Origin of the sequence: Bacillus sp. AFS029637 (assembly GCF_002584985.1) — a bacterium.
Classification (GTDB): domain Bacteria; phylum Bacillota; class Bacilli; order Bacillales; family Bacillaceae_G; genus Bacillus_A.
On record NZ_NUPZ01000037.1, the window covers coordinates 98966 to 122132 of the forward strand.

22 protein-coding genes are annotated in these 23167 nt (G+C 34.8%); 7 read left to right on the forward strand and 15 right to left on the reverse strand.

The features are described 5' to 3' along the window. Positions 1-34: 34 nt before the first annotated feature. The 3 genes from COE49_RS19655 to COE49_RS19665 all read right to left on the reverse strand — a co-directional run bounded on the left by COE49_RS19655 (position 35) and on the right by COE49_RS19665 (position 2854). Positions 35-973 (reverse strand): ABC transporter ATP-binding protein, encoded by a 939-nt coding sequence (locus tag COE49_RS19655; protein WP_088231191.1) that lies wholly within the window; start codon positions 971-973, stop codon positions 35-37. Between the two features lie 137 nt (positions 974-1110). Then, positions 1111-2211 (reverse strand): sensor histidine kinase, encoded by a 1101-nt coding sequence (locus COE49_RS19660; RefSeq protein ID WP_098882921.1) that lies wholly within the window; start codon positions 2209-2211, stop codon positions 1111-1113. 4 nt (positions 2212-2215) lie between these two features. Further along, positions 2216-2854 carry a response regulator transcription factor gene (locus COE49_RS19665; protein WP_088231189.1) on the reverse strand — a complete coding sequence of 213 codons (639 nt, stop codon included), beginning with the start codon at positions 2852-2854 and terminating at the stop codon, positions 2216-2218. A gap of 188 nt (positions 2855-3042) precedes the next feature. On the opposite strand from COE49_RS19665, the gene COE49_RS19675 reads away from it, so the two are divergent. The 4 genes from COE49_RS19675 to exsE are packed head-to-tail and all read left to right on the forward strand — an operon-like array spanning position 3043 to position 6080. Then, a complete protein-coding gene (locus COE49_RS19675; protein WP_240522835.1) occupies positions 3043-3618 on the forward strand; it encodes an RNA polymerase sigma factor in 576 nt (191 codons plus the stop codon). Continuing rightward, the gene (locus tag COE49_RS19680; protein ID WP_088231188.1) at positions 3615-4058 is read left to right on the forward strand and encodes a hypothetical protein; all 444 of its coding nucleotides are present in this window, start codon (positions 3615-3617) and stop codon (positions 4056-4058) included. The genes COE49_RS19675 and COE49_RS19680 overlap by 4 nt, the downstream gene beginning before the upstream one ends. Next, positions 4051-5121, forward strand: a complete 1071-nt coding sequence (locus COE49_RS19685; protein ID WP_088231187.1) for a hypothetical protein — start codon at positions 4051-4053, stop codon at positions 5119-5121. The genes COE49_RS19680 and COE49_RS19685 overlap by 8 nt, the downstream gene beginning before the upstream one ends. Beyond that, positions 5118-6080, forward strand: coding sequence for an exosporium protein ExsE (exsE, locus tag COE49_RS19690; protein ID WP_088231186.1), 963 nt, complete (start codon positions 5118-5120; stop codon positions 6078-6080). Before COE49_RS19685 ends, exsE begins: the two co-directional genes overlap by 4 nt. 30 nt (positions 6081-6110) lie before the next feature. Here exsE and COE49_RS19695 read toward each other — a convergent pair whose 3' ends face one another. Together COE49_RS19695 and COE49_RS19700 are read right to left on the reverse strand one after the other, a co-directional pair. Further along, positions 6111-7358: a DUF445 domain-containing protein gene (locus COE49_RS19695; RefSeq protein WP_088231185.1), complete on the reverse strand. Its 1248-nt coding sequence runs from the start codon at positions 7356-7358 to the stop codon at positions 6111-6113. Between the two features lie 153 nt (positions 7359-7511). After that, positions 7512-8843 (reverse strand): D-serine ammonia-lyase, encoded by a 1332-nt coding sequence (locus tag COE49_RS19700; RefSeq protein WP_088231184.1) that lies wholly within the window; start codon positions 8841-8843, stop codon positions 7512-7514. Positions 8844-8991: 148 nt separating this feature from the next. Here COE49_RS19700 and COE49_RS19705 point away from each other — a divergent pair, with 148 nt between their 5' ends. Next, entirely contained in the window at positions 8992-9537 is a 546-nt protein-coding gene (locus tag COE49_RS19705) for a helix-turn-helix domain-containing protein (protein ID WP_088231183.1), read from the forward strand. 45 nt (positions 9538-9582) lie between these two features. Here COE49_RS19705 and COE49_RS19710 read toward each other — a convergent pair whose 3' ends face one another. The 5 genes from COE49_RS19710 to COE49_RS19730 form a co-directional block, all read right to left on the reverse strand. Then, positions 9583-10263, reverse strand: coding sequence for a prolipoprotein diacylglyceryl transferase family protein (locus tag COE49_RS19710; protein WP_088231182.1), 681 nt, complete (start codon positions 10261-10263; stop codon positions 9583-9585). Positions 10264-10280: 17 nt separating this feature from the next. Continuing rightward, entirely contained in the window at positions 10281-10835 is a 555-nt protein-coding gene (locus COE49_RS19715; protein ID WP_088231181.1) for a TlpA family protein disulfide reductase, read from the reverse strand. A gap of 55 nt (positions 10836-10890) precedes the next feature. Next, a complete protein-coding gene (locus COE49_RS19720) occupies positions 10891-11703 on the reverse strand; it encodes a M56 family metallopeptidase (protein WP_088231180.1) in 813 nt (270 codons plus the stop codon). 1 nt (position 11704) lies between these two features. Further along, the gene (locus tag COE49_RS19725; RefSeq protein WP_088231179.1) at positions 11705-12121 is read right to left on the reverse strand and encodes a BlaI/MecI/CopY family transcriptional regulator; all 417 of its coding nucleotides are present in this window, start codon (positions 12119-12121) and stop codon (positions 11705-11707) included. A 107-nt stretch (positions 12122-12228) separates the two neighbouring features. After that, on the reverse strand, positions 12229-12627 hold the full coding sequence (locus COE49_RS19730) for a DUF3942 family protein (RefSeq protein ID WP_088231178.1): 399 nt from the start codon (positions 12625-12627) through the stop codon (positions 12229-12231). Between the two features lie 382 nt (positions 12628-13009). On the opposite strand from COE49_RS19730, the gene COE49_RS19735 reads away from it, so the two are divergent. Then, on the forward strand, positions 13010-13708 hold the full coding sequence (locus COE49_RS19735; protein WP_088231177.1) for a peptidase E: 699 nt from the start codon (positions 13010-13012) through the stop codon (positions 13706-13708). 346 nt (positions 13709-14054) lie between these two features. Next, positions 14055-15530, forward strand: coding sequence for a glucose-6-phosphate dehydrogenase (gene zwf, locus COE49_RS19740; protein WP_218012275.1), 1476 nt, complete (start codon positions 14055-14057; stop codon positions 15528-15530). Positions 15531-15685: 155 nt separating this feature from the next. Here zwf and gndA read toward each other — a convergent pair whose 3' ends face one another. The 5 genes from gndA to COE49_RS19765 all read right to left on the reverse strand — a co-directional run bounded on the left by gndA (position 15686) and on the right by COE49_RS19765 (position 23117). Continuing rightward, a complete protein-coding gene (gndA, locus tag COE49_RS19745; RefSeq protein ID WP_098946028.1) occupies positions 15686-17095 on the reverse strand; it encodes an NADP-dependent phosphogluconate dehydrogenase in 1410 nt (469 codons plus the stop codon). A gap of 337 nt (positions 17096-17432) precedes the next feature. Then, positions 17433-18779 (reverse strand): gluconate permease GntP, encoded by a 1347-nt coding sequence (gene gntP / locus COE49_RS19750; protein WP_098946029.1) that lies wholly within the window; start codon positions 18777-18779, stop codon positions 17433-17435. A 255-nt stretch (positions 18780-19034) separates the two neighbouring features. Next, positions 19035-20570: a gluconokinase gene (gene gntK, locus COE49_RS19755; protein ID WP_088231173.1), complete on the reverse strand. Its 1536-nt coding sequence runs from the start codon at positions 20568-20570 to the stop codon at positions 19035-19037. Next, on the reverse strand, positions 20563-21294 hold the full coding sequence (locus COE49_RS19760; protein WP_088231172.1) for a GntR family transcriptional regulator: 732 nt from the start codon (positions 21292-21294) through the stop codon (positions 20563-20565). Before COE49_RS19760 ends, gntK begins: the two co-directional genes overlap by 8 nt. Before the next feature lie 413 nt (positions 21295-21707). Next, positions 21708-23117 carry an MATE family efflux transporter gene (locus tag COE49_RS19765; protein ID WP_088231171.1) on the reverse strand — a complete coding sequence of 470 codons (1410 nt, stop codon included), beginning with the start codon at positions 23115-23117 and terminating at the stop codon, positions 21708-21710. Between the last annotated feature and the right edge of the window lie 50 nt (positions 23118-23167).

Consider the following 23167-nt stretch of genomic DNA (forward strand, 5'->3'; position numbering starts at 1 on the left):
ATGAACCTCCCTTTACCTTTTCTTCATTTACCTTTTATTTATCTCGTAAGTTTCTTCCAGTCAACGTAAGGAATACTGTTTCTAAATTCGGAGCCTGCTCTTCTAACGAACGAATTTCAATATCATGATTAATGAAGTGCTGAATAATTTTATTCAAATTGTTTAATCCTGCATCAGAATTTACTTTAATTACATTCTCTTCGATTTGAACAGCTTTCACGCCGCTTATCTCTTTTAATTTTTCTACATCGAGATTTTCTACAGATCTCACTTCAATCCAAATGTCTTTCGTATCAGTAATGATCGCTTTTAACTGTTCTTTTGTACCTTCTGCAATCACTTTACCGTGATCAACAATCGCGATTTTCGTACAAATCTCTTCTACTTCTTCCATGTAGTGACTCGTATAAATGATCGTACTTCCCATTTCATTTAATTTTCGGACTGACTGAAGAATGTAGTTCCTTGACTGCGGATCAATTCCAACCGTCGGCTCATCCATAATAATCAATTTCGGTCTATGTGCGATTGCACAAGCAATATTCAATCTTCTTTTCATCCCACCAGAAAAGTTTTTCGGATAACTTTTATGTTTATCACTAAGTCCTACAAATTGAAGTGCTTCCTCTACCCTAGCTTTTAGTTCTGCTCCTCGTAACCCGTACAACCCTGCAAAGAATTTCACATTTTCATAAGCAGTTAACTCTTCATAAATCGCAATATCTTGCGGAACAATGCCGATGTTCATTTTCGCAAATCGATTATGTTTCTTTATATTTTTTCCTAGTATGCTAATTTCACCTTCATTACTTCTTAACAAACCGGCAATCATATTAATTGTCGTACTCTTACCAGCACCATTCGATCCTAAAAAGCCAAATATTTCTCCTTCTTTAATAGATAAAGACATATTATCAACTGCGATGAAATCACCAAATTTTTTCGTTAAATTTTTAATTTCTAATGTATTCATCATTTCACCCCTATTTCGGTTTCTCTGCTGTTTATTATAAACAAAAAGAATGAACCTGCTTAGTGCAGAACTTCATTCTTTTCACATGAGAATATTCACTTTTTTCATATGAGATGATTCATCCTCGTCCCATTTTCTTATATCGGTAACAGCATTGTTACTGAAAAACCACTTGTCCCATCTACAATAATTTTTCCGTTTACAGATGCTGTTCGCTCCTCCATACCCATAATACCAAGACCTTTTTTTACAAGCACTGCACCTTTTCCATTATCCTTCACTTGCACTTTCACCATCTTGTTAAGTACATGAATATCGATTGAAATGACTGTCGCATCAGCATATTTCATCGCATTTGTTAATGTCTCCGTAACATTTTCACCGATAATCTTCCACTGAATTGGAGAAATCATATCTAAGTTCCCTTTATATACGAATGGAATATTTATATCATGCTTACCGGCAAATTCCTCTATGAATAATTTCATACGATGAATACCAATTTGCTCTGTTGGTGGCTTCATATTTTTTAACGTAATGCGAATACTTTCGATTCCGTCTTTTGAAATATGAATTGCATTTTGTAATAACTCCGCAGATTTTTCTTTATCTATTTCCATTAATCTCTTCGCTGCTTCCATTTGAATGAGTGCACCCGTCATCGAGTGACCAATTTTATCATGAATTTCTTGCGATAGCCGATTTCTTTCTTCTAACTTAAATGTGTACTCTGATTGCCTTATGTACTCTTTATTTTCATTTAGACTTTTCGTCAATCGCTGCATATCTTTTCGCATCTTATCATTTTGTGATTCAAGCTTTAATACACGCGATATATACCGTTCTGCCATAGTTAATACAATGAAAGAAAATGCAACAATTAATCCATATGTTATTCGAATACTTTCATCTGTAAAGGTAATAGGAATCATCATTATAATAAAGAGCTGCCATTTCTTCTCTATATAACGAAATGTAATTTCATATAAGTTCAATGGTAAAAACAAAATAAAAAACGGATGAATCTTCCATGTAAATAACATAACAACACCAATTGACACAGAAGTTAATATGCTTTTGTACGTATCTTTTTTACATATAGAAATTAGCACGTTTACAGAAAGATATAAAAGTAAAGTAAGTATAATCCATGATAAGTTCGCAACATTTAAATAGATGTAACTAAACACAATATATATAAAGACAATTAATTTACTTACAATTAACCAAAATTCCATATCTTTACTCTACTTTCCCTGTTAAGTAATAAATCGCAATTTGTGTGCGATGTTCTAGTCCAGTTTTCCCTAAAATAGATGTAATATAATTCGCAATCGTTCCTTCTGATATGAAAAGTTGCTTCGAAATTTCTTTGTTCGAAAATCCTTTTGCAATTAATGCGATAATACTAAGCTCTCTTTCAGTAAAAAGGCTCTTATCTATTTTAGACTCTTCTTCTTTACTTTCCATTAAATTAGACTTAATTTTATCAAGCACGACATCTTGCATGACAGTTTGACCGTTATATACTCCTTTTATTGCATCACGAATACGCTCCGGATCATTATTTTTTAATAAATAACCTTTCGCTCCGTTTTTTACTGCATCCAAAATATATTCATCATCATCAAACGTCGTTAAAATAAGCGGCTTTGTTTTCGTTTCTTCACAAATGAACTTCGTTGCCTCTACACCATTCATGTTCGGCATACGAACATCTAAAAGTACAATATCAACTTCATTCTTTTTGCAATATTCCACTGCTTCTTTCCCATCATTTACTGTATCTACTACTTCGAATTCTTCGTATGTATTTAAAATAATTTTCATGCCTTCTCTAATAAAAGAATTATCATCTGCTATTAATATTTTAATTTTCATGTTTGTTAGTATGGGCCTTCCCTACTAACATTCACATCCTTTCTTCACGTATCATTTCCTACTTGCTCATTATATACTTCTCTCTACCATTTTTTCACACCTTTTTCATATAGCCCCATCTCTAAAAATATATTATTCTTTTTTTACAACATGTGTAGGGTGACTTCTCGTTTCTTACGTCTATATAATTGAATGCGTCAAAAAGGAGGGAGAGCACAATTGAAGAAAAACAGTTAATTGAAAAAGCACAGCAAGGTAGTGAGCATGCTTTTCGCATCCTTGTCCAAACATATCGTCATTATATTTTCCAAATTATTTTTGCTATTTTAAGACATGAAGAAGATGCGAAAGATGTGACACAAGAAGTATTCGTAAAAGTTCATGCTTCTCTCCCTAATTATCAATTTCGCGGATTAAAAACGTGGATGGCGCGTATTGCCACCAATCACGCTATTGATTATAAGAGAAAGAAAGCTAAAGAAAACGAAGAACTCTCCTTATGTAAAGAAACTGAGGAAAATATAAAATCCTCTCATAATATTGAGGCTTTATTATTGACGAAAGAGCAAAAATTAATCATTGCTCAAAAGCTGAGAGAACTTCCGGAAAATTACCGTGACGTCGTTCTCGCACATTACTTAGAAGAAAAAAGCTATCAAGAAATTGCTTTACAGGAAAACATTGAAGTGAAAACAGTCGAAATGAAACTGTATCGGGCAAGAAAATGGATTAAAAAACATTGGAAGGAGGAAGAGTTTCTATGATGCATTATTCAAAAGAAGATTGGCGCAATTATACATTAGATACTATAGCAAACAATGAACGTGAATCTATGGAAGAACACCTTTATGAATGTGATCATTGTTTAGCACTTTATATGGAAAGTATTGATGAGCAACATGAAAACCTTCCAATGATAAATGATGATTCATTTACAAACGAAGTTATGACGCAAATACATTTTGAAACGTTACAACCTAATGAAAATATAAAAACAAACTCACTAAAGCGCACGATTATTCATTACATAATTGCGACTGCGGCTACCATTATTTTTATGGTAAGTGGTTTATTCCAATATATTTTCACAGCGACATCAAATTTCGAGAAATCTTCCAAAGAAAATGAAACTTCTATTTCACAACAAATTGTAAACAAAGCAGCGCACACATCAAAGCAGGACGGAGGTTCAAAGCATGAATAAAAATCCCTTTTTAGCACTTGTATTAGGGCTAATTCCTGGGCTTGGTCATTTATATTTAAAGAAAATTGGAGGTTTTATTTTATATAGCGGAGGAGCTTTATTACTATTTACCTTTGCAGTGGTTTGGACGACACAATTAGGAGAGCATGAGATTACCTTTCTCTCCCTATTTTTACTAGTAGTGTTATGGATAATCAATTTACTAGATTTAGTTATCACGATTGTAAATCAATCGAAAAAACAAGCAGCTGGAGAATTGACAGGGTCCTCTAAAGAGAGCGAACGATTTTATATCATTCTCCTATCAATTATCCCTGGACTTGGACATTTCCAACTAGGACTTATGCAACGCGGTCTTACATTTTTAGTCGCTTGCGCAGGCTTAGGCAGCATGATTATATTTGTTACATTATTAACTAACCAAGGGAGTTTCCTTATCTTCCTTGTTACGTTACCTGTTTTATGGATTTACAACTTCTTCGATGTTGTTCAACAACTACAGAAAAAAGAACGTGGTGAGCAGCTAGATGATCGTACTATTTTCGAAGAGTTTGAAGAGCACCGTGAACAAGGAAAGAAAAATAAAACATTCGCTTCTATTTTAGCAATGTTTCCTGGAGCAGGACATATGTATTTAGGCTTACAACACCGTGGTCTTCAGCTTATGGCAGCCTTTTTACTTTCAATATACTTACTTGACTTATTAAGGCTTTCTGCATTTTTATTTTTAGTACCAATCATTTGGTTTTATAGCTTTTTTGATGCGTTACAACAAACTGCAAAATACGGAAAAGAACGCTTAAATGATGAACCTATTATCGATTATTTCATAAATCATCAAAGATGGATCGGTATCGGATTAATTGTATTAGGTGGTTATTATTTATTAGATCAAACAGTCCTTCCTATTTTGAATGATTACTTTGCAACTATATTTAACATTCATCTTAGCGAAATATATTATCGCTATTTCCAAACATCTATCGTTGCGCTCCTCTTAATTGGTGGCGGCTTTAAATTATTACTTGGAAATAAAGAAAACAAAGGTGGGACAAACGAATGAGAACATGGCGTGTTGGAACATTCTCAATGGGGCTTTCTATTATTGCATTAGGTTGCTTCTTACTATTTTCAGTTATAAAAGGAACTCAAGTATTAGATTCTTTAACAGCATGGTGGCCTGTTTTACTTATTATACTTGGCGTGGAAATTTTACTATACCTTCTATTTTCTAAGAAGGAACAATCATTTATTAAATATGATATTTTTAGTATTTTCTTTATCGGCGTTTTAGGAAGCGTCGGAATTGCTTTTTACTGTTTATTATCAACTGGATTACTAGAGGAAGTTCGTTACTCCATTCATACAACTAGACAAACAAACACGATTCCAGAAAGTAAAGTTGATATTCCTGAATCCATCAATAAAATTGTCGTGGATGCAGGTACAGACAATCATCCTCTAACGATAGACGGAAGGAATTCAAATGAAGTTAGCCTTCTTGGAACATATGAAATGACGACAAAAGGAAATGAAAAACTCAATTTAAAACAAGAAGATTTTCTTTCAGTTCAAACGACTGGAGAAACGATGTATATAACATTAAAGTCATTACCATTTCATCAAAGAATGTTTGGTCAGGAACCACAAGTAAAACCGACGCTTGTACTCCCACAAACGAAACATGTAGAAATTCGTGCGTCTAATCGAGATCTATCTCTTTATCCAGGTCAATTACAAAACAATTGGTTTGTACAAGAAAGCTCAGGTGTATCTGTTCATTTAATAAAAGAAAGTGACGTATCTCTAACAGCAGTAACAAATCAAAAAGAAGCTATCGGAAACACACCTTGGGAACAAGTAGAAGATTTAACGAAAAAAGAAAATAATTCTCCAGAAGAAAATCCAGAATTGGACAAGCAAGAACATTGGTATAAAAGTTCAATTAAAACTGGAAACGGGACGTACAAGCTAAACATTGAGAAAGCTTACAATTTAAATATGAGTGTTATTGAAAAATAAAAAACCTTCCACAATTGTGGAAGGTTTTTCTCATATAATTGCTTTAATTCCTTCTAATACTAATCCGATCATAAATCCGCAAACAGCACCGTTTACTCGAATCCACTGTAAATCTTTACCTACATTATTTTCAATCATTTCGATTAATGTTTTATCGTCTAACTTATCAAGGTTTTCTTGCACAAGCTTTCCGATTTTCGAATGATTCTTTTCAACGAGTGTAACAACTTGATTTTGTAACCACTCTTCTATTTTTTGAACAGTCATTTCGTCTTCTTTTATTTTATTCATTTGTTTTTGTAAAAATGGAAGAACATATTTATCAGCAAATTCTTCATTGTTGACAAAGGCAACTGCTCTTTGTTTTACTTGCTCAAGCATTTCTTTTATTTTGTCAGTACCATCCCAATTCGCAATCCACTTTTCTTTCCAATTTTCTAATTCCTGTAGTAAAGCTTCATTTTCTTTTACATTTATAATTTCTTGACGGATTTTTGCTAATATAAGTTGTCTTGTGCTATTATCAGCATCTTGTAAGCTGTTAATATTACTAATGATAAACTTCTGCAAAATGCCTCCAATTTTATCTTCATCTACGATATTCATAAATGATTTTAAAGTAAACTGCAGGAATCCATCTACTTTTATATTTTCCATCGCCTTTATTCCTAAACTTCCAAGCTGATAACGCGCTTCATCTTGCGCTGTCCAATCTTTTACTTTTACTAATATGTAATCAAGTGTCTTTTCATCATATTCTTGCACAACTAATTGATCAACAAGCACTTGTAAGATGTTACTTGTATTAATTGTATGCAAATACGTTTTTAATTCTTTTTCAATAATAACAGCTAACTTTTCCGTATCTATTGTAACAATCGCTTTCTCCGCAATCGTTACAATCCCCTTTTTCACAGCATTAGACTGCATTTCTCTCTCAGCAATTTGCAGCACCATTTGCGCTAGCTGCATTTCTTTTACTTTATTCGTAATACTTTCTTTCGTCAGCCACTCATTTTCTAACGTATTGATGAGCCCTTTCGTTACTCGTTTACGATTTTTAGGTAATAACGCTGTATGCGGTATTGGAATTCCCATCGGATGACGGAATAAAGCTGTAACTGCGAACCAATCCGCAAGTCCACCAACTAATCCAGCTTCAAATCCCCCTTGTATAATCTCTCCAGCTACCGTTCCTTGAAAAGGGATAGAAGCCGCAAAGCCTACTCCCATAACCCCAAGCGAAATACCCGCTATATATTTAGTCTGTAATGACATCGTATACACATCCTCTTATTATGTAAAATAAAGCTGTTTGTTATATTTATTCAATATTAGTTATCCTCTATATATACTATAATGAACTATTGTGAAAATAACAAAGATTTTTATGTACATGAAAAAATGAGGCTACAATTAGCCTCATTTTTCTTATATTGTTAATTCCAAACCTTTCTTATAATATCCACTCATTACATCTTTTGGAACCATACTTCCACCAGTCCCCCACACAATATGAGTACCTGTCTTCATCTTCTCTGTTAACTGTTGCTTTTGTAAATACTCATCTTCTTTACATACTTTTACTGGCCCAACCATACCTGCTAACGCAGAAGGTTCTAAATAAATATTTTCCGTATCAGCTAGTTCTTTTAACAATCTATATAACTCTTCATCACTTACTGTGTAATTTCCACTTAGAAATGGTTCCATCGTTTTACCAACAAATCCAGATGGTCTTCCTACCGCAAGTCCGTCTGCATCTGTTACATTATCAATCCCAATATCTTGAACAGCAATTTTATCATGAAGTCCTGTCATTAATCCGAGTAGCATACATGGTGAATGTGTCGGCTCTGCAAAGAAGCAATGTACGTTGTCTTTAAACAAGAGCTTTAAGCCAAATGCTACTCCGCCAGGTCCGCCCCCTACTCCGCAAGGAAGGTAAACGAATAAAGGATGCTTTTCATCTACTACAATCTTTAACTCTTCTAATTGTTTTTGTAGACGCGATGCTGCGACTGCGTATCCTAAAAATAAATCATGTGAGTTTTCATCATCTACAAAATAACAGCTAGGATCAGCATCTGCTTGCCTTCTTCCTTCCTCTACTGCTTTACTATAATCAGCCTCATATTCAATAACGTTTACACCTTTACTTCTTAATAAATCTTTTTTCCATTGTTTCGCGTCTGCTGACATATGAACAGTTACATTAAAACCTAGTTTCGCACTCATAATCCCGATGCTTAGTCCTAAGTTTCCTGTCGAACCTACTGCAATAGAATATGTTGCAAAAAACTCTCTACATGTATCACTATCTAAAATGGAGTAATCATCTTCCTCTGTTAACATTCCATGCTGCAGAGCTAATTGTTCAGCATGTTTCAATACTTCATAAATGCCGCCTCTAGCTTTAATTGATCCTGATATCGGAAGATGACTATCACATTTTAATAATAATTCTCCTAATATAGACTGCCCGTATTTTTTCTCTAAAGATTGTTTCATAGCAGGTATGTTCACTAAAGGTGATTCAATAATGCCGTTCGTTTCTTTCGTTTCAGGAAAAACTTTCGCAATATATGGTGCGAAACGCTCTAATCTCTCTTCCGCGTCTTTTACATCTTCTTCATTAAGTGGTGAATCTTTTATTGCCGTTTCATACTTTTCTATATTCGGATTTACCCAAAATACTTCTTCTGTTGCAATAAGTTTGTTAACTAATGGATATTCTGCTTTTAATTCCCCTATTTCCTTCATTCCGTTTCCTCCTCATATCCTTGTAGCTCACTATACAATAAATTATAATTAAATTAATTTTAATATAGTTTAACATAAAATGAAGTTTTAGTTAATTTTAATTTAATTTACTTAAATATAATTTAATAATTATGAAGGAGAATGTTTTATGGAAAATATAGATATTGGTAAAAAGATTGAAAAACAAAGAAAAGAAAAAGGTTTAACTAGTAAAGAACTAGCAAGAATGGCTGAGATTACACCATCTATGTTAAGCCAAATTGAACGTGGTTCTGCTAACCCTTCCATTCAAACGTTAAAAGTACTCGCAAAAGCACTTGATGTTCCAACGTTTAGTTTTTTACTTGAAGAAACAAATACAGATGATTTAATCGTACGTTCTCATAAACGTAAGAAAATGATTATCGATAATTTATCATATGAAATGCTTTCACCTGATTTCACAGGAAACTTAGCAACCGCAATTATGACTATTCCACCGAATACTGCCTCATCAGAAAATGTTCTAGAACATAAAGGAGAAGAATTAGCCTTCGTGTTGGATGGCACCATTACATTACATTTAAATGAAGAAGAATACATATTAGAAACTGGTGACAGTGTAAAAATACCTGCTTATTTAAAGCATAAATGGGTAAATCAATTTGAGAAAAATACGATTGTCTTATTTTCTGTTACTCCGCCGATTTTTTAATATATGTAATAAAAATAGCCACGCACGGACACCTTCCGTACATGGCTATTTTTTTGGTATCAACAAAATCCCGAAACTAATAACAACAAAACTCATTATTTGCTGTATGGATAGACCAAATAGAACCGCATTTTGTTCACTAATGAACGACATCATAATATGCGCAATTCCCTCAAAAATCAAAAAAACACTTATATTTTTTCCATTTCCTAACCTTTCATTTTTGACCCATAACAAGCCCATTATACAAAGGGCGAGGATGATCTCGTATATGAAAATAGGCTGATACAAAAACTTAGATTCATATATTTTCATTCCCCACGGTAGTGTCGTTTGTACACCTACTTCTCGATGGAATAGAAAATAAAAGATAATACCCATACAAAATCCAAAAGGCAATGCATCGAATAAAACACGAAGCGAAAATTGATCCTTTTTACTTTTCCAAATAATATATATACTCGCAATTACGCATCCAACTATAATATGTTGCATACTTCCTACAGCTAATATTGCTTGCAATGGTGATCCAAAAGCCCATACTGGATTTAAAATTGCCGGTGCAAATTTCCATACAAATACGATGATAAGGAAAGCATTTGTTACTGCATCCATCATTTTTTCATATGATACAGTTTGGTGTATCATCTTTTGTTTCATAAACATAAATCCAATTAGACTTCCAATTATAAGAGATATGGGTTGTAACCTTACGATCCACTCCATCACTACGTAATCCCCTCTTACTTCTCAATTAATTTCTTAAATTTCTCTTCTAATTGATCTGGAGGTAATACACCTCGTACATGGTCTACTATAATACCATCTTTATCAACAAAAAATGTCGTTGGTAAAGAAAATACTTTATAGTCTAATCCAGCTACTCCATCCATATCTAATAAAACAGGAAACTCAAATCCATGGCGATCGGCAAATGCGCTTGCTTCTTGTACTGGGTCACTTACAGTTGCATTTACTGCAAAGATTTCAATATCCTTTTTATATTTGTCATAAAAATGAACTAAGTCCGGCGCTTCCATTTCACACGGCCCACACCATGACGCCCAGAAATTAATAACATATGGTTTTCCCTTTGCATCGTTTAACGAATACAGCTTTCCGTCTAGTCCCTTTAATGTTATATTTGGCGCTTTGAAGCCTACTTGTGGTAATATTTCTTTCTCTTGTAATTCTGCTTGTTTCGCTTTTCTTTCCTTCTCTTCTTTCTTTGAATTATAAAAGTTGACTCCCGCCCAAACGAGCGCTCCTACTAGTATAATAGCAATTAACTTCTTCACTTTTCTTCCCCCTAATCACACTACACGAAGTAGTGTTAATTCTTAAAAAAAGAGGCTATATGCACTCTCCGACAATAAGTACAATCGACATACAGAATAAACATACTGTTACATATACCGAATTCGTATGTAACGGTATATTAAGCTTAACAACTTTTTCATTTAACACTTGCTCAATTCGCAAATTGATTGCTGTTTTTGCAAATGAAGCTGTAACACATTGATTTTCCACTTTCTTTATTTTCATTAATTTTAATAATGCACTACCTAACTCGAATGAAGATTTCATTTTTTGCATCGCATATTTATCTGCAGCTAACTCTTGGTACGCCTCATATCGCTGTAGTAGTCCTTTTAATATCGGAATATATATCATTCCCTCTGCTAACAACGTAAAGCAAAATAATTTTAGCGGATCCCGATTGATTTGATGATATTCTTCATGGAATACAATCGCATCAATTTCTTCCTCTGAAAACATTTGAAGTATCCCTTCCGACAGAACAACTTTCGGACGAAGTATTCCAATTGTAAATGCTGCTACTTTCGTAGTCGGCAATATATATATTTGTTTTCCTTTTCTAATGAAAGGAAAAAGTACTTTTTGAAATTTTTTACTATAGAAAAATTGCCCCCAAAGTCTTTTGCACACGATCAGTACAGTAAGTAATAACAATCCAGCTATTATAATACGAATGAGCGATAATTCTTTCATATGCTTTTCTAACTGAAACAAGCAAAATTTCGAAAGAAAGAACGCCTTATTTTGAAAAAGAAATGGATATGTAACGTAATAGACTAACATGCTGAAAAAGAGAGTACTTACAATTACTGCTAACAATACGATTTTACGCATTTGCCATTTCATTTTATCGATCCTCTTTTTTTAATTGATTCAATTTGTCTTCTAATTTTTTGATTAAAGTCGGATCAGCCTGCTCTAACTCATCTAGCATATGAGTTACAACTAAATCTCCAAATTCCCCCATTAATTCCTGTGTCATTTTCTTCGTTTGATTGGATAAGAATTCTTCTTTTGTTTGTACTGCACGATATATGCCACTTCTTTTCACAGTCTGTTTTTCTAAGTGGAATTTCTCTACTAACCTGTTCATAACTGTCATAACAGTATTAAAGTTCACAGGTGATTCTTCACTCAATTTCTGCTGCACTTCTTTAATAGTAATATCCTCAGTAGACCAAACAATCTCCATAATTTTCGCTTCAAGCGGCCCAAAGAAGTGATTTAACCCTTGCTCATTTAACTTATAGTTTTGAGTAAACATAGCATGGCTCCTTCCACACTACAGATTGTAGTATAAATTAAATGAAAGGTCAAACTCGAATCATATAAACGAATATCCACTCATTATAACTCTGCACTCCATTCTATTCATTGTAAACCTAACTTTTCTCCAAACGTCTCAAAGAGATAATACTCTAATATTTGTACACTAAACGGCTCATTACGTCCAAGTGCAAATAACTCCTTATCTTTCGCTACGATAGTATCTAACGGAATTACTACATTATCCACTATTTTTGTAATTTCAATTATATTACTTTCTACGTTTACTTCTGTTTTAAATTCAATATTTTCTAATACTATATGTGAGCGTCTTCCAGATGCAAAAAAGGTAAAGTTAGGATTTTTAAAAATGCCAATTTCACTCTCTAACGGATATAAATATCGAAAAATGATATCTCTGTGTCCATCTTTTATTATTTTTTCATCTTTTTCATCATCTAAATATTCTTTTACCTTCGCTGCAAACTCAAATCGAAAATCCACTCTTTCACGCTCCCTCACTTTATTTCATATTAAATAAATATATTTAAATAATTTTACCATATTGTAATACAAGTTCCCATTAAAAGTAAAAAACATTTTGTAAAATCATTACTATTTCCTCTTAGTTATATATATACACTCTACATTTAATGATTCTTCGTAATATTTAGCTAGATGATTTCCATATTTTACAACGATACGTATCTCATATTATTTATCAACCAATTGTTTCTAATTCCTCAATATGTAAAAAATAGCGTTCTCTTACTATTTCTATATAATTTCTCTCCACTCCTTCCACATCATCATTCATTTATGGAAGGAATGTAACTCTCTTCTATCGAATTTTTATATAACAAAAATGATTAGGTGGTGCTTTACTATGAAATTAGCTGTCATTGGTGGCGGTGATTTACAAGATTCCAATCACTCGCCTATTAATGAACGACTTATAGAATTAACGGATAAACCGTACCCAAAAGTATTATTTATTCCTACAGCTAGCCATGATGATGAAAGCTATATAAAATTATTTTTAGACACCTTTGAAAAACAATTACATTGTGACGTACAAATTTTACGTACTATAACTGATACACCTTCTAAATATGAAATAGACGAAATGATTCATTCAGCTGATCTCATTTACCTCGGTGGCGGGAATTATATTCACATGCTTACACAGTGGAAAGAATATGAATTAAATGAAAAGTTACTATCGGCTTTGCGACGCGGAACACTTATTGCGGGATATAGCGCTGGTGCTATGTGTTGGTTCACATCTAGTATCCGATCGGATTACGAGGGTTCTGGCTATATCGAGAGTAACGGATGGGGTATCGTGAACAAACGATTTTGCCCGCATTATAACCAACTAAACAGAATGAACGCCTTTCATTCCTTTTTACAAAATCACCAAGGTAATATAGAAGGGATTGCATTAGAGGATAATTGTGCTTTATATATTACAGAAGAATCCTTTGAGATTATCGGTGAACCTGAAAAAGCGTGGGAGTTTTATATGAGTGATAAAAAACTCATTAGACAACATTTTGATATAACTTTAAAAAGCTATTTATAAAGTCTTGCCTTGGTCAATAGATTTACCATCTAGTTGCAGTGTTCCGAAAAAAATGAAGTAAAAAAATAAATAAAAACAAAATAAAAAAACAACTCCAAAATCAACTTTTATTGTATATTTTGGAGTTGTTTACGTTTACAATTACATGGTATAGATGATTTCGTGCTTTTTCTTTTGATTTTCTATAGCCTTCGCCTTAATAAAAGATTTATTTCCACGTTCCTACGCATACTTAAAAGTAGAAGATTTCTTTCAAATTGTGTTAAACTTTTGTGAGATACTATTCAATATACATTAATAAAGGTGAGGGTACCCAGTGAATAATAACAACAATACATATTGCACTATGGTTATATTTGGAGCAACAGGAGATTTAGCGAAGAGAAAATTATTCCCTTCTATATATAGCCTATATAAAAAAGGGCAGCTCTCTAAAAATTTTGCTGTTGTTGGTGTAGCGAGACGTGAATGGAGCGACGATATATTTCGTGCAAATGTATTAACCTCTATTCAAGAGTCAGAAATTGAACCGGGGAATGATTTAGATGAATTTTTAACTCATTTCCGTTACTTAGCGTTTGATGTAACGAATACTGCTTCATACCAAGATTTGAATGCATTAATTACTAACCTTGAAGAACAATTCAATATTCCAGGAAACAGAATGTTTTATATGGCGATGGCTCCTGAATTCTTTGGAACAATTGCTTCTTACTTGAAATCAGAGGGCGTGACAAACTCAAGTGGCTGGAATCGATTGATTATCGAAAAACCTTTTGGACATGACTTGCCATCCGCACAAAAATTAAATGAAGAACTTCGTCACGCATTTGCGGAAAATGAAATTTATCGCATTGACCATTATCTAGGAAAAGAAATGGTTCAAAACATTGGCGTTATTCGTTTTGCAAACGCAATATTTGAATCATTGTGGAATAATAGATACATCTCTAATATTCAAATTACATCCAGTGAATCTTTAGGTGTAGAGGATCGCGGAGGGTACTATGACAATTCAGGTGCCTTAAGAGATATGATACAAAACCATATGTTACAAATGGTTGCTTTACTGGCAATGGAACCGCCAATTCGTTTAACAACTGAAGAAATCCGAAGCGAAAAAATTAAAGCATTACGTGCACTTCGACCAATAGCAGTAGAAGAAGTGGATCAATATTTTGTACGAAGTCAGTATGGTCCTGGAACAATCAAAGGAAAAGAAGTTCCTGGGTACAGAAGCGAAAATAAAGTGGATCCAAACTCAAGAACAGAAACATTTGTGGCGGGTAAATTATTAATAGACAATTTCCGCTGGGCTGGTGTGCCGATCTACATTCGTACAGGTAAACGCATGCAAGAGAAATCAACAAAAATCGTTATTCAGTTTAAAGAATTGCCAATGAATTTATATTCTAAATCAGAAAACAGCGTTCATCCAAATCTGCTTATTATTCATATTCAGCCGGATGAAGGAATTTCTCTTGTTTTAAATGGTAAGAAAATCGGTACTTCTGAAAAGACGAAACCATTTAAACTTGATTACTGCAATGACTGCGTAGACGGAGTAAATACACCAGAAGCTTATGAGAAACTGATATATGATGCAATTCAAGGCGATGCAACAAACTTTACTCACTGGGATGAAGTAGCGTTATCATGGAAATTTGTTGATGTTATTTCTAAAGCATGGAAACAGGATGTATCAACCGATTTACTTACTTATGAATCAGGATCAATGGGACCTCAAGCTTCAGATGATTTGCTTGCAGAAAACGGCTTCCATTGGTGGCCAATTTCAGATGATAGTGACTACTCAATCTAATCATAGCAAAGTCTTTTTATGGTCGCAGCTCCATTAAAACTAATGGGTACAGATGCAGCACCAGCGCGCAAGCTATTTTTTCAATAAAATGAAACTGCCCATTAATGCAGGATAAAAAAATGGACCAAGATTTCAATCTTGGTCCATTTTTTATTTTATATCCATTTCGTATGGAATGTACCTTCTTTATCTACTCGTTTATACGTATGCGCTCCAAAATAATCGCGCTGCGCCTGTAACAAGTTTGCAGGTAATGTTGCAGTACGATAGCTGTCATAATAAGAAATCGCTGCTGAAAATGCAGGTACCGGAATACCTTGTTGTACAGCCAATGAGATAATTTGACGTAATCCGCCTTGGTATGACTCTACAATTTCTTTAAAGTATGGGTCAAGTAAAAGGTTCGGTAAGTCAGTGTTCTTCTCATAAGCTTCTTTAATGTTCTGTAAAAAGGCTGCACGAATAATACATCCGCCTCTCCACAGCATAGAAATGCTGCCAAAATCAAGGTTCCAGTCATATTCCTCAGAAGCTGCCTTTAATTGCGTGAATCCTTGCGCGTAAGAACAAATTTTACTCATATATAAACCTTGGTGCACTGCTTCAATTAATTCTGCTTTTTCAATTCCAAGCGCTGGTTTATCTTTAGGGCCAGATAATAATTTGCTTGCATGCACACGCTCTTCTTTTAAAGCAGAAATACAACGTGCGAATACAGATTCTGTGATAATCGGAAGAGAAATACCTAGATCAAGTGCACTTTGGCTTGTCCATTTCCCTGTGCCCTTTTGTCCCGCAGTATCAAGAATAACATCCACTAATGGCTTTCCAGTTTCTTCATCTTTCTTCGTGAAAATGTCTGCTGTAATCTCGATTAGATAACTGTTCAGTTCGCCCTTATTCCACTCAGCAAATATTTCATGAAACTCTTCTGCAGTCAAATCAAGTGTTTGTTTCAAGAAGAAATATGCTTCACAAATTAATTGCATATCTCCATATTCAATACCGTTGTGAACCATCTTTACATAGTGGCCCGCTCCATTAGGTCCGATGTAAGAACAGCAAGGCTCGTCATTCACTTTTGCAGAGATATTTTCAAGCATATCCTTCACTTTTTCATATGCATCCTTCTGTCCGCCCGGCATAATAGACGGTCCCTTCAATGCACCCTCTTCTCCACCTGACACACCTGCTCCAATGAAATTGATTCCTTCTTCGGCAAGACGTTTGTTTCGGCGAATTGTATCGACAAAGTATGTATTACCGCCGTCAATTAAAATATCACCTTTATCAAGATAAGGAAGCAGAGAATCAATCGCCTTATCTGTAATTTCCCCTGCGTTAACCATTAACAAAATTTTTCTAGGTGATTCAAGTGAGTTAACAAACTCTTCAACCATATGAGTACCAACCATGTTTTTACCACGGTTTTCCTCAATAATTTCATTTACTTTTTCCTTTGAAATATCATATAGGGCAACAGAATACCCTTTACTTTCAAAGTTAAGTGCGAGGCTTTTTCCCATAACGCCCACACCAACTACTCCAATTTGTTGCTTTAGCATATTTCATCGTTCCTTTCTATACATGTTACTCTGTCTATATTACAGTATATATACCTAAAGTAACAATTTAATCAAATAATCCGTCTTATTCATTTCATTTTTCTCCGCCAAGATGCGTACAAAATGTCATAGGAACACGGCACATCGATCGCCATCAAGTTAAAAAATAAAGAGAAACTTCCATCCTTATCAATTAGAGTGTACTTAATTGGGATACTTTTTCCTAAGGGAAAAGTATCCCATATGAATTGTCCCAAAAGTTTGATTGGAAAAAATTTCAGATGTAGCGGGTTATTTTTCGAATCGTTTCCGTACCCCTTTTACTGTCTAGAAAGGTCTATACAAATAAGCTTAGTAATAAAGTAAATCCTAATCCGGCTACGGAAATGATAGTCTCAAGCAAGGTCCATGTTGCAAATGTTTCTTTCATGCTTAAACCAAAGTACTCTTTGAACATCCAGAAACCCGCATCGTTCACGTGTGAAGCAATTAAACTACCAGCTCCTGTTGCAAGGACAACTAAAGCAAGGTTAACGTCAGAGTGACCTAACATCGGAATCACTAAACCGACAGTTGTTAATGAAGCAACCGTAGCAGACCCTAATGAAATACGTAAGATGGCAGCTATAATCCATGCGAGCAAGATCGGTGATAATGAAGTTCCTTGGAATAGTTCGGCTACATAGTTACCAACGCCGCCATCAATTAATACTTGTTTGAAGGCTCCGCCTCCGCCAATAATTAAGAGCATCATCCCAATATTTGAGATCGCTGTTGTACAAGATTCCATCACGTTTTTGATTGGAATATTTCTTGCCAATCCCATTGTATAGATCGCAACTAATAAGGATATCAACATGGCAGTATCCGCATTCCCAATAAACTGGATCGCTGCTAGTAAACCATTATCTTTAAATCCTATTGTTTTTTGCAGCAAAGTAATAATTGTAGCGATTGCCATTAAAATAACAGGCAGTAAAGCGGTAAAAACACTAATCCCAAAGCCAGGAGTTTCTTCAAGTTTAAATACTCTCTGCTCACCTAAAGATTTGATATTACCAGTTTTTGTGAATGCTTCAGGTACTAGTTTTTTTGCAATTTTAGTAAATACAGGTCCAGCTAAAATGACCGTTGGAACCGCTATCATAAAACCATAAAGTAATACTTCGCCGATGTTTGCATGCAATTCACCAGCGATAGCAGTTGGTCCTGGGTGTGGCGGTAAAAATCCGTGTGTTACAGATAAAGCTGCTGCCATCGGAATACCGAGATATAAGATAGAAACTTTCAATTCTCTTGAAATAGCAAATACAATCGGAATTAATAATACTAATCCTACTTCAAAAAATAATGCAATGCCGATAATAAATGAGGCAGTCACAACAGCCCATTGAATGTTCCTTTTACCAAATTTGTTCACAAGGGTCATGGCAATGCGTTGTGCGCCCCCAGAATCTGAAAGCAACTTACCTAACATCGCACCAAGTCCAAAAACGAGTGCTAAATGACCAAGTGTTCCACCTAATCCTGCTTCAATGGTTTTAACAATTTTTTCTGGCGGCATTCCAAGTGCTAAGGCAACGCCGAACGATACAATAATTAATGAAATAAAGGTATTTAATTTAAAGCGCATTATCAGTAAAAGTAATGCTAAAATCCCAATTGCTACAATGACTAATGGCATCGTAACTCCCCCTTAATATTAGCTGTATTTGTGTTTATCGCGCAGTAACGAGCAGTAAGACCCCCCACCTCAAGATTTAGAGGAGCGAGGGAGACAACTGCATATAAAAGCCCGATTAGTGAAGGCTAGCCATTATTTGAGATGAAAAAACGCTCAAATGATGGCATTTTCACCTTATCCGCTATTTTTTCGGTAGTAACCTCCAACCTCAAAATTTAAAGAGAGACGAGGAGTGGAGGATCACTGATGAAAGTTTTACTTTATTAAATTTCTTTGATAATTAGCAATTCGTGTATAATCGTCTTCTAATACTCTTGATAGGTTGATAAATATCGGTAGTAATTGTCTATATTCTTGTGTTGCTTCTTCTTTCGGTGTGTGTTTGTAGGTGCTGCCAACCATTTCGGAAACGATTTCAAAAGAATCAATTTTCCCTGTAGCATAGAGACCTAATATACATGCACCTAGACAGGAGCTTTCGTAGCTTTTTGGAACAACGACTTCAGATGAGAAAATATCGGACATCATTTGTCGCCAAACGTCAGACCTTGCGAAGCCTCCTGTTGCTTGAATACGGGTCACAGGACCATCCATGCATTCGATTAACGCTAAAAATACGGTGTATAAATTATAAATAACGCCTTCTAAGGCTGCACGGATCATATGTTCTTTCTTATGTGACATAGTTAAACCGAAGAATGAGCCACGTACATCTGGATTCCATAATGGCGCACGTTCGCCTGCGAGGTATGGATGGAATAATAATCCGTCTGCGCCAGGTCTCACTCGTTCAGCAATTTTGGTTAATACATCGTATGGATCAATTCCAAGTCTTTTCGCAGTTTCTACTTCTGATGAAGCAAGTTCATCGCGAATCCAGCGAAGGACCATCCCTCCATTGTTTACCGGTCCACCAATTACCCAATGTTTTTCCGTTAAGGCATAACAGAATATTCTTCCTTTTTCATCTGTTTGCGGCTTGTCAATGATAGTTCGAATGGCACCACTTGTCCCGATTGTGACTGCAATCTCGCCTTTTCTAATTGCATTCACACCTAGATTAGAAAGCACTCCATCACTGGCACCAATGACAAACGGTGTTTGTGAATCGATACCAATCTTTTTAGCTAAATCCGGATTACAGTTGCTAAATATTTTGGTAGTTGGTACGAGCTCAGATAATTGAGCAGGGGTTACACCAGCAATTTTTAAAGCTTCTTCATCCCAATCTAGTGTTTGTAGATTCATCATCCCCATGCATGAAGCGAGGGAATGATCCACGACATATTGATCAAATAATCTTTTAAAGATATATTCTTTTATTCCAATATACTTTTTCGTTTTGACTGCGATTTCAGGATGGTCATTCACAATCCAAGTAATTTTACTTAATGGTGACATGGGGTGAATGGGTGTTCCTGTTCGTCTATAAACTTCATGGCCATTCAGTTCATCTTTAATTTTATGTGCCCATGCCTCACTGCGATTATCTGCCCAGGTGATACAAGGTGTCAGGGGCTGGTCATTTTCATCCATGGCAATGACACTGTGCATGGCGCTACTAAATGAAATAAACGATGGTTTTTTATCTGAATGATGCCCTGTTATATTTGAAATCGCTTGTAAAACAGCTTGAAAAATCTCTTCTGGATCTTGTTCCGCTGTCGATATATCCGGTGTGTGAAGTGGGTAACCAATATTCTCTGTTTGGGCGACTTCACCTTTTTCAGTAAATAATACTGCTTTGGTACTTGTTGTACCGATATCTATACCTAACATATAGCTACTCATGTTCTTGCTCTACTCCTTTAGATAACATTTGTTGTGACATCCAGAGGTCTTCAACTTTCCCTTGAACATCATCAAAGTTTTGATGTAAGGCCTCAATCATGAGGGCTCGATCTTTTGATTCAATCGCTTTTATATAAAGCTCATGATTTTTTATAATCCGTTCAAAGTCTTCGTATTTTTCCTTGAAACGGGTACGCATTGATAATAGGATTAAGCTTTCCATAACAGGTTTTAAATTATTCCACATCATCAGGATATGGGAATGATGAATAGTGCGAATAATCGTTTCATGGAATAAGATATCTTGATAAGAAAACTCATCAGCATCATGATATTTAATGGCGATTTTCATCATTTCTATAATTTTATTCAGTTCCTTTATTAACTCATTCGTTTCCATTTTTACAAGCCGTTCAAAGATAAACGTTTCTATGAGTAAACGAACATCGTATATTTCTTCAATTTCTTTTTCGGTTAAACCAATGACAACTGCGCCCATTCTTTCTAAGCGAATGATATTTTCTGAGGCCAGTACTTTTAATGCTTCACGAACGGGTGACCGACTTACAGAAAAGTCGGCAGCTAATTTATTTTCCGATAGAATGGTACCGTTTTCAATTTTACCTGCAATAATACGCATTCTAAGTTCGCTCGCAACACGATCACCAGTAGAAGCTTTTGAAAGCCATTTTTCAGGATAAATAAATTCCATTGATTCCATCATAACGTCACCTTCTCATGTTAATCAAGTATACTTGTATACAAGTATTATAACTCGTATTTTTAATTATGCAAGCGCTTTATTTTTTGCGTTGATTTTTTAGGGGTACCGCCACATCACAATCAAGCTAAGACAAGCGAATACCCCAAAACGAGAAGATTGGCATCTCCAAATAAAAATGTACAATTTTTATTTTTGGGGCGTTATAGAATTCTTAAGTTGATGGCGCTAGGGTGGAACTCCTTAAATAGAAACGAAACATTTTTGAAGCAAGTTACTGTTGGCGAAAATAGTAACAACCTAAATCTTCTAATCTAATATGTATAAGAAAAGAGGATATATGCTCATATATTGAACATACTATCCTCTTCTTAGTTTAGTCGATTTAAATAATAACCTAGGGACTTCTTCACTATTTAACTAACTAATCGTGTAATTCGTTTCTTCTGCCATGAAAGCTTATAATATGCATACTGTAATATTAAACTGACAATAAATGCTGCCGGGTACCCAATCCATATTCCTTCTATTCCGAGGCTTGTATGGTAAGAAAGGTAATACGCTACAGGTACTTCAACAAGCCAAATTGATACAACACCGATGACAGTTGGCCATAGCACTGTACCACTTGCTCGCATTGTCGCACTAATAATTTGCGCATGCCCGAAAATTAAATAGCTCCATAATGTAATCATAACTAAACTATGAGCAATCTCAATTGTAGTTTGACTCGTCAAAAATAACGATAGAATGTCTCTTGAGAACAAGTAAATAAGAGATATTAATACACCACCGATGACATAATTCATGATAATTCCGGCCTTTACAACTTTCTGCAATCGATCAAATTGATTCGCACCAATTGATTGCGCCGCAAAAATGGAGACAGTAATACCAAGACTAACGGCTGGCATCTGTACATAACTTGCAACTTGATTCACAACACCATAAGCAGCTGTTGCATCCGAACCGTAACGATTTACAAACGCGATTACCGCAATTTCAGATAATGAAACTAATATCATATTAATACTAGCTGGAATACCGAGTCTTAATAATAACTTTAATAACTCCCAATCCATTCGAAGATATTTTCTCACCGTACTATCTAGTTGTAGTGGATGATCTTTCTTCTTTAAATACATTAACATGACAATAAATGTAATAACTGTAGATATTACTGAAGCATATGCAGCTCCATAAACATCTAATTTCGGGGCTCCTAACCATCCAAAAATAAGAATCGGTAATAAAATCATATTTAGCGCTGTACTTACGATTAAAAAATAAAATGGCGTTTTAGAATCTCCTGTACCTCTCATAAATGTTGTGTATGCAAAATATAAAAATAATACTGGCATAGATATAAATAAAATGCGTGCATAATGTACACTTATTTCAATAATATTTTCCGGTGTTCCCATAATGCGCATAATATCCATCGCAAAAATACTACCTATTATCGCCAGCACAACTCCGATAATAAAAGTAAACGTAAGTGTCGTACCAACGATAGCTTTTAAGCGTTCTTCATTTTTAGCACCAAAAGCCTGACCAATTAAAATAGAACTACCTGAGCCGATTCCAATGACGAATGAAACAAGTAGGAAAAATAACGGAAAGAAAGCCGATATAGCCGCTAAGTCCTTTACACCAAGCCATCTTCCCACTACTACCATACCGAATAATTGTCCAACTGATTGTAATACATTACTTAGTAGTAACGGCACTAAAAACATGGACATTGATTTCCATATCGGTTTACTCTCACTTTCTAACTTATGTGACTCCGCACCTTCTTTATTATTCTCTGCAGGTGGTTTCAAATTTCATTTCTCCTTTTATTCAAAATCTATTTTCAAACTCTATCTCTTTG

What these genes read in the sequence shown, in the direction of transcription:
- COE49_RS19655 (WP_088231191.1), bottom strand. Translation starts at nt 973, where the DNA reads ATGAATACATTAGAAATTAAAAATTTAACGAAAAAATTTGGTGATTTC.
- COE49_RS19660 (WP_098882921.1), bottom strand. Translation starts at nt 2,211, where the DNA reads ATGGAATTTTGGTTAATTGTAAGTAAATTAATTGTCTTTATATATATT.
- COE49_RS19665 (WP_088231189.1), bottom strand. Translation starts at nt 2,854, where the DNA reads ATGAAAATTAAAATATTAATAGCAGATGATAATTCTTTTATTAGAGAA.
- COE49_RS19680 (WP_088231188.1), top strand. Translation starts at nt 3,615, where the DNA reads ATGATGCATTATTCAAAAGAAGATTGGCGCAATTATACATTAGATACT.
- COE49_RS19685 (WP_088231187.1), top strand. Translation starts at nt 4,051, where the DNA reads ATGAATAAAAATCCCTTTTTAGCACTTGTATTAGGGCTAATTCCTGGG.
- exsE (WP_088231186.1), top strand. Translation starts at nt 5,118, where the DNA reads ATGAGAACATGGCGTGTTGGAACATTCTCAATGGGGCTTTCTATTATT.
- COE49_RS19695 (WP_088231185.1), bottom strand. Translation starts at nt 7,358, where the DNA reads ATGTCATTACAGACTAAATATATAGCGGGTATTTCGCTTGGGGTTATG.
- COE49_RS19700 (WP_088231184.1), bottom strand. Translation starts at nt 8,843, where the DNA reads ATGAAGGAAATAGGGGAATTAAAAGCAGAATATCCATTAGTTAACAAA.
- COE49_RS19705 (WP_088231183.1), top strand. Translation starts at nt 8,992, where the DNA reads ATGGAAAATATAGATATTGGTAAAAAGATTGAAAAACAAAGAAAAGAA.
- COE49_RS19710 (WP_088231182.1), bottom strand. Translation starts at nt 10,263, where the DNA reads ATGGAGTGGATCGTAAGGTTACAACCCATATCTCTTATAATTGGAAGT.
- COE49_RS19720 (WP_088231180.1), bottom strand. Translation starts at nt 11,703, where the DNA reads ATGAAATGGCAAATGCGTAAAATCGTATTGTTAGCAGTAATTGTAAGT.
- COE49_RS19725 (WP_088231179.1), bottom strand. Translation starts at nt 12,121, where the DNA reads ATGTTTACTCAAAACTATAAGTTAAATGAGCAAGGGTTAAATCACTTC.
- COE49_RS19735 (WP_088231177.1), top strand. Translation starts at nt 13,010, where the DNA reads ATGAAATTAGCTGTCATTGGTGGCGGTGATTTACAAGATTCCAATCAC.
- zwf (WP_218012275.1), top strand. Translation starts at nt 14,055, where the DNA reads ATGGTTATATTTGGAGCAACAGGAGATTTAGCGAAGAGAAAATTATTC.
- gndA (WP_098946028.1), bottom strand. Translation starts at nt 17,095, where the DNA reads ATGCTAAAGCAACAAATTGGAGTAGTTGGTGTGGGCGTTATGGGAAAA.
- gntP (WP_098946029.1), bottom strand. Translation starts at nt 18,779, where the DNA reads ATGCCATTAGTCATTGTAGCAATTGGGATTTTAGCATTACTTTTACTG.
- gntK (WP_088231173.1), bottom strand. Translation starts at nt 20,570, where the DNA reads ATGAGTAGCTATATGTTAGGTATAGATATCGGTACAACAAGTACCAAA.
- COE49_RS19760 (WP_088231172.1), bottom strand. Translation starts at nt 21,294, where the DNA reads ATGATGGAATCAATGGAATTTATTTATCCTGAAAAATGGCTTTCAAAA.